Raw genomic sequence first — 16,766 nt, forward strand, 5'->3', positions numbered from 1 at the left:
CCGTCGGCAAGCGCGAATGCGCGCCGCCGCCGATGCGGCGGATCCAATTGGCCATTCATGGCCAATTGGACAAACAAAACTGGAGGCAGCTCGATGCACGTGATCTCCGGGCTGCCCGCCTTCCTCGCCTATTTCGCCGCCGCGCTCGTCCTCGTCGCGCTCTACCTCGCGGTCTACCTGACCGCGACGGCGCATCGGGAGGTGGCGCTGATCCGCGCCGGCAACGTCGCCGCCGCGCTCAGCCTCGGTGGCAGCCTCGTCGGCTACGCCCTGCCGCTCTCGGTAGCGATCCGCAACGCGCAATCGATCCTCGACTGCCTCGTCTGGGGCCTCGTCGCCCTCGTGGTCCAGATCCTGATCTACTGGCTGATGCGAATCGTCCTGCCGGACCTGTCCCGCCGGATCGAGGACAACGAAACCGCCGCCGCGATCCTGCTCGGCTCCGCCTCCCTCGCGGGCGGGATCGTGAACGCCGCCGCGATGTCGTATTGATCTTGCCGTCGGTCACGGTTCGGGCGGTATCCGGATGACGCAGCAACGGACGAGACCTCCGGTCGTCGATGCGGCGACGCCGCCGGTGAAGCGCTCGCGCACCGTGTCCCTGGTGTTGCTCGCGGGCGCGGGCGTCATGGCCTATGGCCTCGCCCACCTCGATCCGTCGCAGGACGAGGAGGACGTCCGGGTCTATCCAGCCCCCTCCGACTGCATCAATGCGCGCCTTCGCGACGCGCCGGACTGCCAGAGCGCGTACGAGACCGCCCGCGCGCTCTACCCGACGGCCGCGCCGCGCTATGCCTCGAGCGGTGAATGCGAGGCCCATCACGGCCCCGGCCATTGCGTGACCGGCGAGAGCATCACCGAGGACGCGCGTGGACAATTCCTGCCGCTCATGGCCGGCTACGTGATCGGCGCCGCGGCCGCCCAGAACCTGGCACCCCAGCCAGTCTACGACCATGCCCCACAGGACGAGGCGCATGCGGGGGTGCATGGCGGGGGCGGCTACTGCACCGGATCGGGCGCCCGCATCTGGACGACCGGCGGCGGCCGGTCCTCGGCGGCGCGGGTGTCGTCGGCGGCCTTGCGCGGATCGTCGTTCGGCGGGTTCGGCGGCACGGGGCGGTCGTTCTCCTTGTCGTCGCGCGGTTTCTTCGGCGGCGGCTGATGCGCCGGATTGCGACGGGCGAACGCGTGGACTGGCGCGAGACCGCGCGAAAAAACGGCTTCGTGTTCCACACCCTCGACGACGCGCCCTATTGGGACGAGAGCCACGCCTACGCCTTCACGCTCCGTGAGATCGAGGAGGACATCGAGGGGCCGAGCGGCGAACTCCATGCCCTCTGCCTGGATTTCACGGCCCGCGCCGTCGAGGACGAGCGGATCCTGGCCGCCTTGCGTCTCCCGGAGGGCGCCTGGGACGCCGTCCGCGACAGCTGGCGGCGGGGCGATCCGAGCCTCTACGGCCGGCTCGACCTCTCCTACGGGGGCACCGGCCCGGCCAAGCTCCTCGAATACAACGCCGACACGCCGACCGCCCTCTACGAAACGGGCGTGTTTCAGTGGCTCTGGCTGGAAGAGCTGCTGCGCGACGGCCAGTTGCCGGCCGGCAGCGACCAGTTCAACGCCGTCCACGAACGGCTGATCGCCCGCTTTCGCGACCTGCCGCCAGCCGGCCTCACCGCCTTCGCCGCCGAGGCCGACGCGCCGGAGGATCGCGGGACGGTGGAGTATCTGCGCGATTGCGCGATCCAGGCCGGCCACGCCACGCGCTTCCTCGACCTCTCCGAGATCGGGCTGGCGGCCGACGGCCGCTTCTGCGCACCGGACGGGGCGGCGATCGACCGGCTGTTCAAGCTCTATCCCTGGGAATGGGCCTTTGAGGATGCCTTCGCTGGCGCCGTGGCGACGAGCCCGACGCGCTTCCTGGAGCCGCCCTGGAAGGCGGTGCTCTCGAACAAGGGGCTGCTGCCCCATCTCTGGGCGCAGGAGCCCGGCCACCCCAACCTGCTGCCGGCCTATTTCGAGGACGATCCGCAGGCAGCCGGCCTCGGCGATTCCTACGTGCGAAAACCCGTCTTTTCGCGGGAGGGCTCGAACATCGCGATCGTTCGCGAAGGCACCGTGCTGGCGCAGGAGCCGGGGCCCTATGGCGGCGAAGGCTGGATTCGGCAGGCGCTCGCCGAACTGCCCCTGTTCGACGATCGCCGCCGCCCGGTAATCGGTTCCTGGATCGTCGGCGACGCGCCGGCCGGCCTCTGCATCCGCGAGGGCCGCGGTGCCATCACCGGAAACGACGCGCTGTTCGTGCCCCACTACATCGAACCCGCGGCCTGAGGCCGCGAGGCCGGATCATGCCGCTGCAGAACGCGCCGTTCCGCGCTATGATGGGGCCATCGTGACAGAGATCCTGTTCTATCACCTGCAGCGCCAGCCCCTCGAAAAGGTGCTGCCGAGCCTCGTCGAGAAATCGCTGGAGCGGGGCTGGCAGGCCGCGATCCAGGTGATGAGCGAGGAGCGGATGTCGGCCCTCGACGACGGCCTCTGGACCTATTCCGACGACAGCTTCCTGCCCCACGGCACCGAGCGCGACCCCGATGCCGCGTCGCAGCCGGTGGTGCTGACCTTGCGCGAGACCAACCCCAACGCCGCCGCGATCCGCTTCCTCGTCGAGGGCGCGGCCCTACCGCCGGATGCGAACGCCTACGCCCGCATCTGCATCCTGTTCGACGGCACCGATTCCGATGCCCTCGCCCACGCCCGCGAGCAGTGGAAGGGCGCCAAGGAGCAGGGCCACACCCTCGCCTACTGGCAGCAGGACGAGAATGGCCGGTGGAGCAAGAAGGCTTGACGTTTTTTGCGGGTCCGCCCGCAGCACAGACAGATCGGGACGACCGGATGACGAATGTGCCCACCGGCAGACGCTGGCGCCTTCCCTCCCCCTTGTGGGGAGGGATCGAGGGTGGGGATGGCTCCGCTTGTTTCGGTAGCGGCAGGCGGAACCAACCCCACCTCCAACTCCTCCCAACAAGGGGGAGGAGAGGCGCGCGTTCGACAGTGGTGGCGGCTCTGATAGCCCTCACGCCCCTCCCCTCCATCGCCCAATCGTCGCCGCACGGCCCACCAGAGGCCGCCCGCAAGGCCCCGGAGCGCGGGAGCGAGACCCGCGAAGGCCGCAAGCTGCCGGCGGATTCCTTCACCGAGCACAGCCTCGCCCTGCCCGGCGGCCGCACGATCGACTTCACCGCCACCGCCGGCAGCCTCGGCCTCGTCGACGAATCCGGAAAGCTCCAGGCCGAGATCGCCTTCATCGCCTACGTGAAGAAGGGTGATGCCAAGGACGTCGCGAGCCGGCCGGTGAGCTTCGCCATCAATGGCGGCCCGGGCGCGGCGTCGGCCTATCTCAACATCGGCGCGCTCGGCCCGTGGCGCCTGCCGACCGACGGAACGAGCATCAGCCCGTCGCAAAAGATCGCGCTGCAGCCGAACGCCGAGACTTGGCTGGACTTCACCGATCTCGTCTTCATCGACCCCGTCGGCACCGGCTACAGCCGCGCCGCCGACGGCGACGGCAAGAGCTACTGGAACGTCGATGGCGACGCCTCGGTGCTCGCCTCGTCGATCGCCCGCTACCTGCGCCAGAACGACCGCATGGCCTCGCCGAAATTCTACGTCGGCGAGAGCTACGGCGGCTTTCGCGGTCCGCTGATCGCAAGCAAGCTGCAGGAGGAGATCGGCGTCGGGCTCTCGGGCCTCGTGCTGCTGTCGCCTGTGCTCGACTTCGCCTGGCTGCAATCGGCCCGCACCACGCCCTGGGGCTTCGTCACCCGCCTGCCCTCGCTGGCCGCGGCGGCGCTCGAGCGCTCGGGTGCGGTGCCGACGCGGAGCCTGATGGCGGAGGCCGAGCGCTACGCTGCGGGCGATTATCTTACCGACCTCCTGAAGGGCCCCGGCGATACAGAGGCCGTCGCGCGTCTCTCCGGCCGGGTGTCGGCCCTGACCGGCCTCGATCCCGAGACGACGCGGCGCCAGGCCGGGCGCCCGACGACCAACAGCTATCAGCGCGAGATCGGCCGCGATCTCGGCCGCGTGTCGTCGGCCTACGACACCTCCGTCACCGGTTGGGACCCGGACCCGACCGCACCGCATTCGGGCTTCGAGGATCCCGTGCTTACGGCCCTGCAGGCCCCGCTGACGAGCGCGATGGTCGAGCTCTACGGGAAGACGTTGAACTGGCGCGTGACCAACATGCGCTACGAGCTTCTCAACGGAGCCGTGAACCGCGGCTGGTCCTGGGGTTCGGGCCGCAGCGCTCCCGAAGTGATGGGCGCGCTCAAGGGCATCCTGTCTCTCGACGGGTCGCTGCGGGTGCTGGTGGCGCACGGCTACACCGACCTCGTCACGCCGTACTTCACCTCGAAGCTTCTGATCGACCAGATGCCGGCCTATGGCGGTGGTGAGCGCCTGAAGCTCGCCGTTTATCCGGGCGGCCACATGTTCTATGCGAGGGCGGATTCGCGGGCCGCCTTCCATGCCGACGCGGCCGACATGTTCGCGCGCGCCCTCCAGGCCCGGTCCGACGGCGCCGCGCGGACACCGGGCACCGCGCGCGACGGCACACAGGAGCGCCCGACCCCTTGATCCGCCCCAAGCACCTCCTAATCCTGCTCGCCGCGACGAGCCTCGGCCTGCTCGGGGCCTGCACGAGCACCGAGGATCGCGCGTCGGCACGCCAGCCGCCGCAAGCCAGCGCCGCGCCGCAGGCTGCCCTTGCTCCGCCGACCGCGCCTTCTGCGCCGGCCTTCAGCGGCCCGGTCCTCGATGGCGGCGGCACCTGCACCGGCGCCGTGCCGACGGCTGCGAGCGCCATCGCGCCCGGTATCGGCGAATGCGAACTCGTCCGCCTCAAGGGCCGGCCGCCCACCGACGTCCTCGTCGGCGAGGGCCGCTCGGGCCGCGAGGTTCAGGTGCTCTACAACGAGCCGGGCGCGAAGGAATTGTACTTCTTCGTCAACAACAAGCTCGACCGGATCGTGAAGTCGTAGGCGACCCGGATCGTCTGTGTGGCATCGGCGCGTCCGGCGAATTTCTCAGGAACGGTATCGGGCTCCCTCGGTTTCCCGGGCATACAACCGAGGAGATATCGTCATGAAAAAACGCGCCCTCGCAGCCGCCTGCCTGTTGCTCGCGACTCCCGTTCTCGCCGAGACCGGCAACAAGACGGTCGGCGAGCAGACCAAATCCGTCGGCGAGCAGACCGGCGTGAATTCCCTGATCGGCGCCAGCCCGACGACCCAGGATTTCGTCACGGCCGTCGCGATCAGCGACATGTTCGAGAAGCAGTCGAGCCAGCTCGCCGAGGAGCGTGCGGACGACAAGACCAAGACCTTCGCCAAGCAGATGGTTGCGGATCATTCGAAGACGACGGACGAGCTCAAGGCGCTGGTCACCGGCGGCAAGATCAAGGCCGAACTCCCCACCGCCCTCGACAGCACGCACCAGAGCAAGATCGACAAGCTCAAGGGCCTGAAGGGTGACGACTTCACCAAGCAGTTCCAGTCCGATCAGGTCAGCGCGCACAAGACCGCCGTCGACCTGTTCAAGCGCTATGCGGAGGGCGGCGAGAACGCCGATCTGAAGGCCTGGGCCGCCAAGACGCAGCCCCACTTGGAGGAGCATCTCAAGTTGGCGCAGGACCTGCAGAGATAGGGACGGATCGGCGGGAACCGGACGACCGGATTTCCGCCGAAACCGACCGCTTGCTACCTCATCATGCTTTGATATTCTGGTCAGCATGACCAGAATATCGAGATTTGCGGGCGAGCGGCGACGCTGGCGGCTACAGGACGCAAAAGCCCGTTTCAGCGAACTGGTGCGAACCGCTCGGAGTGAGGGCCCCCAACACGTCACGGTGCACGGCCGCGACCAAGTAGTCGTCATCTCCGCAGAAGAATTTCAGCGCTTGAACGGTGATCGAAGCGGCCAAAGTCTGGTCGCTGCAGTTCAGGCATCTCCCTACCGCGAGGTCGAGATCGAACCCGAGCGCAATGCCATGCCCATACGCCACGTTGTGCTATGACGGGCTGGTTGTTGGATACGAACATCCTATCGGAATTACGCCGGCCACGCCCGGAGAAGAAAGTCGTAGCCTTCGTATCGGCTCAGCCTCTGGAGTCGCTTCACGTCAGTACGGTCACGCTCGCCGAAATTCGCTTTGGGATCGAGCAGCTTTCTGACGCGGGACGCCGAGCCGAACTCAACGCGTGGCTGATGCACGAGGTCAGGCCGACATTTGGGCAGCGAGTGCTTGCGGTTAGCGAAGACGCGATGCTGACGTGGCGGCTTCTGGTCGAGGATGGCCGCAAGGCGAGGCATACGTTCTCTCAGCCGGATCTCATCATTGCCGCGACAGCACTTCGGCACGGCCTGACTGTGGTGACACGCGATACCGAAGACTATCGACGGGCGCGCGTGCTGCTGTTCAACCCATGGGTCGATCGTTGGCCAACGAGCTAAAGCCACTTACCGCAAGGATCCGCAAAAGCGCTGGATCCGCGTGCAGGCCTCTTCCAGCACGGCGTTCGAGGTCGCGTAGGAGATCCGCAGGTTCGGGCCGAGGCCGAAGGCCGAGCCGTGGACCGCGGCGACACCTTCCACCTGCAGAAGCTCGGTGACGAAGTCCTGGTCGGTCTCGATCACCGTGCCGTTCTCGGTACGCTTGCCGATCAGTTCGGCACAGGACGGGTAGACGTAGAAGGCGCCTTCCGGCGTCGGACAGGTCAGGCCGCGGGCCTGGTTCAGCATCGACACGACGAGGTCGCGCCGGCCCTGGAAGGCGTCCCGGAAACGGGCGAGATGGTCCTGCGGTCCGTCGAGGGCCGCGACGGCGGCCCATTGCGAGATCGAGCAGGCGCCCGAGGTCTGCTGGCCCTGGACGAAGTCCATCGCCTTGATGATCGGTTCGGGACCGGCGGCGTAGCCGATGCGCCAGCCGGTCATGGCGTAGGCCTTCGAGACCCCGTTCATCGTCAGCGTGCGGCCATAGAGGCCGGGCTCGACCTGGGCCGGCGTGACGAAGTCGAAATCGCCGTACGTCAGGTGCTCGTAGATGTCGTCGGTGAGGACGTGCACCTGCGGGTGGCGCAGCAGGACGTCGGTGATCGCCTTCATCTCGTCGCGCGCATAGGCGGCGCCGGACGGGTTCGAAGGCGAGTTCAGGATGATCCACTTGGTCTTCGGCGTCAGCACGCGCTCGAGCGCCTCGGCCTGCAACTTGAAGCCGTGCGCCATGTCGGTCTCGACGAAGACCGGGGTACCGCCGCAGAGCACGACCATCTCCGGGTAGGAGACCCAGTACGGCCGCGGGATCACGACCTCGTCGCCGGGATTCAGCGTGGCGAGCAGTGCGTTGTAGATGATGTGCTTGCCGCCGGTGCCGACGATGGTCTGCGAGATCTTGTAGTCGAGCCCGTTCTCGCGCTTGAACTTCTTGACGATGGCCTCGCGCAGCGCCGGGATGCCGGACACGGGCGTGTAGCGCGTCTCGTTGCGGGCGATCGCCTCGACCGCCGCCTGCTTGATATGGTCGGGCGTATCGAAATCGGGCTCGCCCACCGAGAGGCTGATGACATCGACGCCCGAGGCTTTCAGCTCACGAGCCTTCTGAGTCATCAAGATGGTTGCTGACGGCTTCACGCGCGACAGGGCATCGGCCAGGAGGGCCATGGGGAGGGCTCCGGTGGATCGGGCCCGTCGCCCGGGCCTCTCAGCGGCGCGGACCGTAGTCGCGGGCGACCGAGCCAGCAAGGCGAGAGCTTGGGGAACCAGCGCTCCGAGGTGCCTGTCGCGTGTCGGATGCCGGCGTCTGGACGAGGCGGCACGCGCGATCGGCGCATGACGGGAGCTGCTGTCGGCCACGCTTTGCGCCACCGACGCGACCGCACGGAGCGCAAATCCGCCGGCTTGGCCAGCGTCACCCGGATTGCGAAAGCCAGCCCAAGGCCCAGGGCCCGACATTCGAAGGACCGAGGTCGTCCGATGATCGGTTGGTGTCGCCGCCAAGGCGACCCATATCGACCGGATCATCCGGGCACTGGAACGCGAGCCTTCAAACGGAATCAGCCGAAACTTCGGTGTCCAAACGATCGCCCGCTCGTGGGACAGCATGGGACAGGCGGGACGCCCGTCCCATGATTCCGGTTTAACGGTACGCGTCCCCTATCACGCGAGACGCGTCGATTCGGCGCGGTCTCGATCGGACCCAGGCTCAGATGCCTCCGAATACCCAGCGCAGCCGCGAGAGGAAACCGCCCGATGCGGGCGCACCCTTGCGTTTCGTCTCGTCGCCCCTTGGCTCGACAGCGATCGACGCCTTCACGAGACCGAGCGCCGCCGTGTCGGTGGTTTCGCGATCGATAAGGATGAGCGAGCCGGTGTCGCGGTTGTCGGCATAGGGATCGACGGCAACCTCGCGATCGAGATTCAGCGTCACCTCGCCGATGTCGTTGATACCGAGCTTGTCGGCCGCCACGGTCTGCCCCGTCTCCAGATCGATCCGGCTACGAACCGCCTTGACCACGGCGTTGGTGGTGACGGTGCCGATCTTGGCCCAGAGACTCGCGCCCGGGATCAGGTCGGTCTCGGAAGCCCAGAACAGGCGGACGTCGAGCGTGTCAGTGACGGTCAGCGGCGCGTCGGCGGTAGCGATCACCGCGCCACGCGAGGCGTCGACCTCGTCGGCAAGCACGATCGTCACTGACTGGCCCTCGCTGGCACGCGGCAAGTCGCCGTCGGCCGTGTAGATCCGCGCGATGGTCGAGGTCTTGCCGGATGGCGAGACTACGACCTTGTCGCCCGGCGCGGCCGAGCCCGAGGCGATGAGGCCCGAGAAGCCGCGGAACTCGGAATTGGGCCGATTGACCCACTGCACCGGAAGGCGAAACGGCGCGGCGCGTTCCTCGGATTTGACCGGCACTTCTTCGAGGTAACGCAGCAACGGTCCCCCGGTGTACCAGGTCGCCGCCGTGCCCGGCAGGACGACGTTGTCGCCGTTCTTGGCCGAGAGTGGAATCGGGCGGATCTCGTTGAAACCTAGGGGGGCGGCGAACTCGCGAAAGCCGGCGACGATGCGGTCGAAGGTGTCCTGCGACCAGCCGGACAGGTCCATCTTGTTCACTGCCAGCGCCACCCGCTTGATGCCTAGCAGCGAGACTAGGATGGCATGGCGCCGGGTCTGGCGCGTGAGGCCCTGACGGGCGTCCACCAAAATCACGGCCACGTCGGCCGTCGAGGCGCCAGTCGCCATGTTGCGGGTATACTGCTCGTGGCCAGGCGTGTCTGCGACGATGAACGAGCGGCTTTCCGTCGAGAAGAAGCGGTAGGCCACGTCGATCGTGATGCCCTGCTCGCGCTCGGCCTGCAGGCCGTCGACGAGGAGGGCGAGGTCGATCTCCTGGCCCTGCGTGCCGTGCTTCCGCGAATCGCGCTGCAACGCCGTGACCTGGTCGTCGAAGATCTGCTTGGTGTCGTGAAGCAGGCGGCCGATCAGGGTCGACTTACCATCGTCGACGGAGCCGCAGGCGATGAAGCGCAGGACTTCCTTGTTCTGGTGCGTATGCAGGAAGGCTTCGTAGCCGAAGGCCTCGGGGGACTGATGGATGGTCATCAGAAATAGCCCTCCTGCTTCTTACGCTCCATGGCACCGGAGCCGTCCTTGTCGATGACGCGGCCCTGACGTTCCGAGGTGCGGGCGGCCAGCGTCTCGCCGACGATCTCGGGCAACGTCGTTGCCGGGCTCTCGACGGCACCGGTCAACGGGTAGCAGCCCAGCGTGCGGAACCGGACGAGCCGGTTCTGCACGGTCTCGCCGGGCTCCAGCGGTAGGCGGTCGTCGTCCACCATGATGAGCTGGCCGTCGCGCTCCACCACGGGGCGCTCGGCCGCGAAATAGAGAGGCACGATCGGTATCTTTTCCTGCTCGATGTAAAGCCAGATATCGAGCTCGGTCCAGTTCGAGAGCGGAAACACGCGGAAGCTCTCGCCGCGCCGCTTCTTGTAATTGTACAGGTGCCAGGGTTCGGCGCGCTGGCGCTTCGGATCCCAGCGGTGCTGCGCATTGCGCAGCGAGACGATGCGCTCCTTGGCGCGGCTGGCCTCCTCGTCGCGGCGGGCGCCGCCGAAGGCCGCGTCGAACTTGTACTTGTCCAATGCCTGCCGCAGGGCCTGCGTCTTCATCACGTCGGTATGGACTTCCGAGCCGTGGCTAAACGGGCCGATGCCCTTGGCGATCCCGTCCTGATTGGTATGAACGATGAGCTCGAGCCCAAGCTCCTTCACCCGCCGATCGCGAAAGGCGATCATCTCCCTGAACTTCCAGGTCGTATCGACGTGGAGCAGCGGGAACGGCAGCTTGCCCGGCGCAAACGCCTTCAGCGCCAGATGCAGCAGCACCGACGAATCCTTGCCGATCGAATAGAGCATCACCGGAAGCTCGGTCTCGGCGACCGTCTCGCGGAAGATATGGATGCTCTCGGCTTCGAGACGCTGCAAATGCGTCAAGCGCGCCCGCGAGGGCGTGGCCAGACCCGACGGTTTTTCGGCAATGGCGCCGCTCATCAAACCAATTCCCTTCTGTTGTCCCGTGAGGATGCGGCGCGTGCCGGCTCCTCGAACGCCGCCGGCTCCTCGCCCGGCTCGACATCGGCCTCGGGCGCGTGGAGGTGCAGCCCGCACTCCTTCTTGGATTCCTGTTCCCACCACCAGCGCCCGGCCCGCTCATCCTCGCCGATCTTCACGGCGCGGGTGCAGGGCGCACAGCCGATCGAGGGAAAACCGCGATCGTGGAGCGCGTTGTAAGGAATGAACTGGTCCTTGACGAAGGCGTCGACCTGCGCCCGGGTCCAATCCGCCAGCGGATTGACCTTGATCAAGCCGCGATCGTCGTCGGCCTCGGCGAGCGGCGTGTCGGCGCGGTTTGCCGACTGCCCGGCGCGCAAGCCGGTGAACCAGCCTGCGGCTTGGTCCAGCGCCCGGCCAAGCGGCTCGACCTTGCGGAAGCCGCAGCAGGCCTGCCGCGCCGCGACGGAATGGCGAAAGCCATTGATCCCCTCGGCCGCGACAAAGGCCTCCTCGGACTTCCGCTCGGGTGCGTAGGACCGGATGCGGATGCCGTAGGCCGACTCGGTTTCCGCCCAGACATCGTATGTTTCGGGAAAGAGGCGGCCGGTATCGAGGGTTACGATCTCGGTGCGTCCCTTGGCCATCGCGATCGCGTGGGTGACCACCTGATCCTCGATGCCGAGGCTCGTCGTGAAGACGAGGCGGCCGGAGAGTTCTGATTCCACGAGGCGGATGCGGGCGATGAGATCGAGCCCCGCCATCCGTGCGGCGAGCCTCTCGGCCTGCTGTGCGAGAGCGACGGTCATATCGGTGTGTCCGTAGATGTCTTTTTGCCGCTTGAGCTTGACCCGGTTGTCTACGACCTGACATGTTCGCTATACAGAACACTGTCAAGGCGCCAGTGGTGCGGATCTGCCGTCTGGCAGCGCAGCATTTCGTGAGCGGGAAACCGGAAAAGCGACGATTCGTTGCCTTTCTGCGGAAGATCCTTCTCAGGCCGGGTGCCGCAGCACACGTCGGGGCCGGCAGTGCCGACACCAACCAAGGCCCATGCCGGGCGCCAATTATCGAGAGGCCCTCTTGGACGCCATCGACCTGAAGATCCTCGCCCTCCTGCAGAAGGATGCGACCCTCTCGATCGCCGCCATCGGCGAGCAGGTCGGGCTGTCGCAGACCCCCTGCTGGAAGCGCATCCAGCGCCTGGAAGCCGACGGCGTCATCGACCGGCGCGTGGCCGTGCTCGATCCCGTGAAGCTCGGTCTCGGGCTCACCGTCTTTGTCTCTATCGAGACGTCCGACCATTCCAAGGAATGGCTGGAGCGTTTCGCGTCGGACATCGCGGCGATGCCGGAGGTGCTGGAGTTCTACCGGATGGCCGGCGACGTCGACTACATGCTGCGCGTCGTGGTGGCCGACATGCGGGCCTACGACCTGTTCTACAAGAACCTGATCGCCACGCTGCCTCTGAAGAACGTGACCTCGCGCTTCGCCATGGAGAAGGTGAAATCGACCACGGCCCTGCCCCTGCCGGCACCGCCTCCCCGCGGCCGCATCGCTCCGCAGCTTGCGGTTGTCGGAGAATAATCTTCTTTTTGCGACGCGACGGCAGGTCACACTTTCTCCGTCTCGGTCGTCCTGTAAAAAGAACAACTCTTCGTTGACAGCGGCCCGTCCGCGAACGACATGGCATGCACGATGGCACGCAACGCTCTTCTCCCTCGCACGGCCCCCTTCGGTGATACCGAGCGGGCGAGTCTCGACGCCGTCCTCGGCGCGGCGACACCGATCCAGCGCGCTTGGCTCGCTGGGTTCCTCGCCGGCCTCGACGCGGCCGGCGGACAGCCTGTGGCGCAGCCCGTGGCACCGCCCAAGGCCTCCGAGCCGCTGACGATCATCTTCGCGTCGGAGTCCGGGAATTGCGAGGCGCTGGCCGGCAACGTCGCCAAGCTCGCGAAGAAGCAGGGCTTCAAGCCGAAGGTGATCGACTTCGCCGACCTCGACATCGCGACCCTACAGAGCGCCGGCAAGCTCGTCGCCATCGCCGCGACCTGGGGCGAAGGCGAGCCGCCGGCCCGCGCGGTCGAGACCTACAATGCGCTCATGGGTGACGGAGCACCGCGGCTCGACGGCGTCGAGTTCGGCGTCCTGGCGCTCGGCGACACTTCCTATGCGGAGTTCTGCTCCATCGGGAAGAACCTCGATGCGCGTTTCGAGGCGCTCGGCGGCAAGCGGGCCTACGACCGCGCCGACCTCGACCTCGACTTCGACAAGCCGGCCGCCGACTGGATCAAGGGCGCGCTGAAGGCGCTGGCCCCGGCGGAGGTCGCCTCCGACAACGTCGTCGCCATCGATTTCGCCCGCAGCACTTCGCAGGACGAGGACGAGGAGCCGAGCCGCGATCCCGTCGTGGTCGAGGTGATCGAGCACGTGAACCTGAACTCCTCCCGCTCCAAGAAGGAGACGATCCACCTCGCGCTGGAATTCGCGGATGGCGCACCGGCCTACGAGCCGGGCGATTCCCTCGAGATCTACCCCGAGAACGACCCGCAGCTCGTCGAGGAGATCCTGAGCGCCACCGGGCTCACCGGCGACGAGGCCCTGCGCAAGGCGCTGCTCTCCGAGCGCGACATCACCACGCTCTCGGCCGCCACCGTGGAGCGCTTCGCCAAGGCCACGGGCCACACGGATGCCCAAAAATTCATCGAGAGCGGCGAGGTGAAGGCGTGGCTCGAAGGCCGGCACCTGATCGACCTGATCGAGGCCTATCCGGCCGCGCTCACCGCCGAGCATCTCAACACCATCACCCGGCCCCTGCCGCCGCGCGCCTATTCCATAGCCTCATCGCGAAAGGAAGTCGGCGACGAGGTGCATCTGGTCATCGCCGCGGTGCGCTACACGACGCATGACAGGGCACGCACCGGTGTAGCCTCGACGCATGTCGCCGACCGCATCAGCAACGGCGCCAAGCTGCGCGTGCGGCTGAAGCCGAACAAGCATTTCCGCCTGCCGAGCGACCCGGCCACCGACATCATCATGGTCGGCCCCGGCACCGGCGTCGCGCCGTTCCGCGCCTTCGTGCAGGAGCGCCGCGCCACCGAGGCGCCCGGCCGCTCGTGGCTGTTCTACGGCGACCAGCACTTCACGCACGACTTCCTCTACCAGCTCGAATGGCAGGAAGCCCTCGAAGACCGCTCGCTGAGCAGGATCGACGTCGCCTTCTCCCGCGACCAGCCCGAGAAGATCTACGTCCAAGACCGGATCGACCAGCACGGCCAGGAGCTGGTCGAATGGCTAGACGGCGGCGCCGCGTTCTACGTCTGCGGCGATGCCAAGAACATGGCCAAGGACGTCCGCGCCGCGGTGGTCCGCGTCTTCTCCAAGCATAAGGGCCTGAGCGACGCCGACGCGGAAGCTCATGTCGCAGGGCTCGAGCGGGCCCGACGCTACCAGCAGGACGTTTACTGACAAAACGGACGGATGGGACGATCGTCCCGCCTGTCCCAGGCCGTCCCACGCTCCGGTCGGAGCTTGGCGGCGGTTTCCGCGAAGCCGGACGGTGTTTTCGAGGACGCCGCCTCGCGCGGCCATCTCGGAATGAGATGGTCCGGCAGCGGCAGCCGATCAACACGTGACCGACAGAGATCACCATGGACGATCACAAGCCGATCGATACCGCTGACGGCCCGGCCGTCGAGACACCCGGTTCGGGCGCACGCCGCTACGAGACGCCGCCGACCGGCCGTCCGATCGACGACCCGCAGGCCGCCAAGGAGGCCGGGCTCGCCCATAACGAGCATCTCAAGATCGGCAGCCGCTTCCTGCGCGGGGGCCTCGCCGACGGGCTCCTGAAACACGCCACCGGCGCGATCTCGGACGATGACGGACAGCTCGTGAAATTCCACGGGATGTACATGCAGGACGACAGGGATCTCCGGCCCGAGCGGACGAAGAAGAAGCTCGACAAGGCCTACAGCTTCATGATCCGCCTGCGCATCGCGGGCGGCGTCGTGACGCCGAAGCAGTGGCTGATCCTCGACGACATCGCCACGACCTACGCCAACGGCACCCTGCGGGCGACGACGCGCCAGACCTTCCAGTATCACGGCGTGATCAAGTCGAACCTCAAGCGGACCATGGCCGCGATCGACTCGTCCCTGCTCGACACCATCGCCGCCTGCGGCGACGTCAACCGCAACGTCATGACTGCGACGAACCCGGCGCAGTCCGGCGCGCACAAGACCGCTTACGATCTCGGCAAGGAGATCTCGGACAGCCTCCTGCCGAAGACCAACGCCTGGCGCGAGATCTGGCTCGACGGCGAGAAGGTCGTCGGCGGCGAGGAGGAGTTCGAACCGGTCTACGGCAAGACCTACCTGCCGCGGAAATTCAAGATCATCATCGCCGTGCCGCCCTCGAACGAGGTCGACGTGTTCGCGCACGATCTCGGCTTCATCGCGATCCTCGACAAGGCAAACAAGGTCACGGGCTGGAACGTCACCGTCGGCGGCGGCATGGGCATGACCCACGGCGAGACCGACACCTTCCCGCGCACCGCCGACGTGATGGGCTTCTGTCAGCCGGAGGATGCCCTGAAGGTCGCGGAGGCGGTGATGACCGTCCAGCGCGACTGGGGCAACCGCAAGAGCCGCAAGAACGCGCGCCTGAAGTACACGATCGAGCGCTACGGCCTCGACGCCTTCCGGGCCGAGGTCGAGAACCGCATCGACAAGAAACTCGAAGCCCCGAAGCCGTATAGATTCGACGGCAACGGCGACCGCTACGGCTGGACCGAGGGCGACGACGGCCGCCACCACCTGACGCTCTACGTGCCGTCGGGCCGGGTGAAGGACATCGACGGCGGCCCGCAGTTCCTCGCAGGCCTGCGCCGGATCGCCCAGGTGCACGAGGGCGACTTCCGCCTCACCGGCAACCAGAACGTCATCATCGCCAACGTCCCATCGGAGAAGCGCGCGGAGATCGAGGCGCTGGTCGACGAATACGGCCTGACCAAGGGCGCGGGCGCGCTGCGCCGCAACTCCATGGCCTGCGTCTCGCTGCCGACCTGCGGCCTCGCGCTCGCCGAAAGCGAGCGCTACCTGCCGAGCCTCATCGACGAACTCGAGGAGAGCCTGGAGCGCAACGGCCTCAAGGACGACGAGATCACCATCCGCATGACCGGCTGCCCCAACGGCTGCGCCCGGCCCTACATCGCCGAGATCGGCCTCGTCGGTCGCGGCCCCGAGCGCTACCACCTTTATCTCGGCGCCGCCTTCGACGGCTCGCGACTCGGCAAGCTCTATGCAGAAGACGTGGACGCCTCGGCGATCAAGACCACGCTCGATCCGCTTTTTGCGGATTACGCCAAGGGCCGGCAAAACGGCGAACGTTTCGGAGACTTCCTGATCCGCTCCGGCCACGTCGCCAAGACGACGAATGGGCCCGATTTCCACGAGCGGATCGGCGCGTTGAAGCCGGCGGCCTGACCGGATCGATTACCGACTAGGGAGATCGCGACAAATCCATCGCGATCTCCCCGAAATTAATCCGCCACCGTATCGAGAATTTCGAGAACGACGCCCATAAACCTTAACAAGACATTACATATTGAAATCGCAATCTTCGACTGTCGCCGGATGACGATGCCGTTATAACGATTTGGTAAGCATCTTCGTCTTGCGAGGCGGAAATGGATCAAACAGTCGATCTTATTAAATCAAAAGAACTCAATCACAATTTATTTACAGTCGAAGAAGTCCAGCGCATGATTGCGCAGACTCGCGATTATCCGGTCGATGGCCAAAAACCGATCAACATTCAGATCAATGTCGGCGGTGACAACGCCCGCGGGCGCAGTCGCAAGGACGAGACGGGCTTCGCCATCGCCCGCTCGAAACTGTTCTGGATCGTCGTGGCGCTGTCGGTCTCCGCGGCCATTTCCTATGCGCGAACGCGTGTCATCTGCCAGTCCTTCAAGGACAGCGGACGGTCCTTCTACGGCATGGGTGTGGACCGCTGCATCGGCGTGCTGATCAAGCAGCCTTTCGAGAAGGTGGCCGACCAGCTCGAGGCGCTCAATCGGAGCTATTAGAGCGCTTTCCGACCAGGTGGATACCGGTTGGTCGAAAGAAAGCGCGGCAAAACAAAGTCTTAGAGAC

Annotated in this window: 17 protein-coding genes; 13 read left to right on the plus strand and 4 right to left on the minus strand. The window is 66.5% G+C overall.

Features of this window, described 5'->3' with window-relative positions; genetic code table 11:
• The first annotated feature begins 93 nt into the window (after positions 1 to 93).
• The 9 genes from MFF07_RS16540 to MFF07_RS16580 all read left to right on the plus strand — a co-directional run bounded on the left by MFF07_RS16540 (position 94) and on the right by MFF07_RS16580 (position 6,510).
• On the plus strand, positions 94 to 492 hold the full coding sequence (locus MFF07_RS16540) for a DUF350 domain-containing protein (protein WP_147816565.1): 399 nt from the start codon (positions 94 to 96) through the stop codon (positions 490 to 492).
• A 34-nt stretch (positions 493 to 526) separates the two neighbouring features.
• Positions 527 to 1,162, plus strand: a complete 636-nt coding sequence (locus tag MFF07_RS16545) for a DUF1190 domain-containing protein (RefSeq protein WP_147816567.1) — start codon at positions 527 to 529, stop codon at positions 1,160 to 1,162.
• Positions 1,162 to 2,331, plus strand: a complete 1,170-nt coding sequence (locus tag MFF07_RS16550; protein ID WP_147816569.1) for a glutathionylspermidine synthase family protein — start codon at positions 1,162 to 1,164, stop codon at positions 2,329 to 2,331. The genes MFF07_RS16545 and MFF07_RS16550 overlap by 1 nt, the downstream gene beginning before the upstream one ends.
• Positions 2,332 to 2,392: 61 nt before the next feature.
• The gene (locus tag MFF07_RS16555) at positions 2,393 to 2,845 is read left to right on the plus strand and encodes a DNA polymerase III subunit chi (RefSeq protein WP_147816571.1); all 453 of its coding nucleotides are present in this window, start codon (positions 2,393 to 2,395) and stop codon (positions 2,843 to 2,845) included.
• A gap of 206 nt (positions 2,846 to 3,051) precedes the next feature.
• A complete protein-coding gene (locus tag MFF07_RS16560) occupies positions 3,052 to 4,635 on the plus strand; it encodes a S10 family peptidase (protein WP_373322373.1) in 1,584 nt (527 codons plus the stop codon).
• Positions 4,632 to 5,039, plus strand: a complete 408-nt coding sequence (locus MFF07_RS16565; RefSeq protein ID WP_147816575.1) for a hypothetical protein — start codon at positions 4,632 to 4,634, stop codon at positions 5,037 to 5,039. The genes MFF07_RS16560 and MFF07_RS16565 overlap by 4 nt, the downstream gene beginning before the upstream one ends.
• Positions 5,040 to 5,142: 103 nt before the next feature.
• Positions 5,143 to 5,703, plus strand: a complete 561-nt coding sequence (locus MFF07_RS16570; protein WP_147816577.1) for a DUF4142 domain-containing protein — start codon at positions 5,143 to 5,145, stop codon at positions 5,701 to 5,703.
• A gap of 85 nt (positions 5,704 to 5,788) precedes the next feature.
• The gene (locus MFF07_RS16575; RefSeq protein WP_147816579.1) at positions 5,789 to 6,073 is read left to right on the plus strand and encodes a type II toxin-antitoxin system Phd/YefM family antitoxin; all 285 of its coding nucleotides are present in this window, start codon (positions 5,789 to 5,791) and stop codon (positions 6,071 to 6,073) included.
• Positions 6,070 to 6,510: a type II toxin-antitoxin system VapC family toxin gene (locus MFF07_RS16580; protein ID WP_238232394.1), complete on the plus strand. Its 441-nt coding sequence runs from the start codon at positions 6,070 to 6,072 to the stop codon at positions 6,508 to 6,510. Before MFF07_RS16575 ends, MFF07_RS16580 begins: the two co-directional genes overlap by 4 nt.
• A gap of 6 nt (positions 6,511 to 6,516) precedes the next feature.
• Here the strand turns inward: MFF07_RS16580 and MFF07_RS16585 are convergent, their stop codons facing one another.
• The 4 genes from MFF07_RS16585 to MFF07_RS16600 all read right to left on the minus strand — a co-directional run bounded on the left by MFF07_RS16585 (position 6,517) and on the right by MFF07_RS16600 (position 11,417).
• A complete protein-coding gene (locus tag MFF07_RS16585) occupies positions 6,517 to 7,719 on the minus strand; it encodes a pyridoxal phosphate-dependent aminotransferase (RefSeq protein ID WP_238232395.1) in 1,203 nt (400 codons plus the stop codon).
• Between the two features lie 541 nt (positions 7,720 to 8,260).
• Entirely contained in the window at positions 8,261 to 9,658 is a 1,398-nt protein-coding gene (cysN, locus tag MFF07_RS16590; RefSeq protein WP_147816584.1) for a sulfate adenylyltransferase subunit CysN, read from the minus strand.
• On the minus strand, positions 9,658 to 10,608 hold the full coding sequence (gene cysD, locus MFF07_RS16595; protein ID WP_147816585.1) for a sulfate adenylyltransferase subunit CysD: 951 nt from the start codon (positions 10,606 to 10,608) through the stop codon (positions 9,658 to 9,660). The genes cysN and cysD overlap by 1 nt, the downstream gene beginning before the upstream one ends.
• Positions 10,608 to 11,417, minus strand: coding sequence for a phosphoadenylyl-sulfate reductase (locus MFF07_RS16600; protein ID WP_147816586.1), 810 nt, complete (start codon positions 11,415 to 11,417; stop codon positions 10,608 to 10,610). Before MFF07_RS16600 ends, cysD begins: the two co-directional genes overlap by 1 nt.
• Before the next feature lie 274 nt (positions 11,418 to 11,691).
• Between MFF07_RS16600 and MFF07_RS16605 the strand changes: the two genes are divergently transcribed.
• The 4 genes from MFF07_RS16605 (at position 11,692) to MFF07_RS16620 (ending at position 16,699) form a co-directional block, all read left to right on the plus strand.
• Positions 11,692 to 12,195 (plus strand): Lrp/AsnC family transcriptional regulator, encoded by a 504-nt coding sequence (locus MFF07_RS16605; RefSeq protein ID WP_147816587.1) that lies wholly within the window; start codon positions 11,692 to 11,694, stop codon positions 12,193 to 12,195.
• Positions 12,196 to 12,306: 111 nt separating this feature from the next.
• Positions 12,307 to 14,076: a diflavin oxidoreductase gene (locus tag MFF07_RS16610; protein WP_147816588.1), complete on the plus strand. Its 1,770-nt coding sequence runs from the start codon at positions 12,307 to 12,309 to the stop codon at positions 14,074 to 14,076.
• A gap of 182 nt (positions 14,077 to 14,258) precedes the next feature.
• Complete coding sequence (locus MFF07_RS16615; protein ID WP_147816589.1) at positions 14,259 to 16,094, plus strand: NADPH-dependent assimilatory sulfite reductase hemoprotein subunit; 1,836 nt, start codon at positions 14,259 to 14,261, stop codon at positions 16,092 to 16,094.
• Positions 16,095 to 16,297: 203 nt separating this feature from the next.
• Positions 16,298 to 16,699 (plus strand): hypothetical protein, encoded by a 402-nt coding sequence (locus MFF07_RS16620; protein ID WP_238232396.1) that lies wholly within the window; start codon positions 16,298 to 16,300, stop codon positions 16,697 to 16,699.
• Positions 16,700 to 16,766 lie beyond the last annotated feature (67 nt).

Source organism: Methylobacterium thuringiense, assembly GCF_022179645.1.
Lineage (GTDB): Bacteria > Pseudomonadota > Alphaproteobacteria > Rhizobiales > Beijerinckiaceae > Methylobacterium > Methylobacterium thuringiense.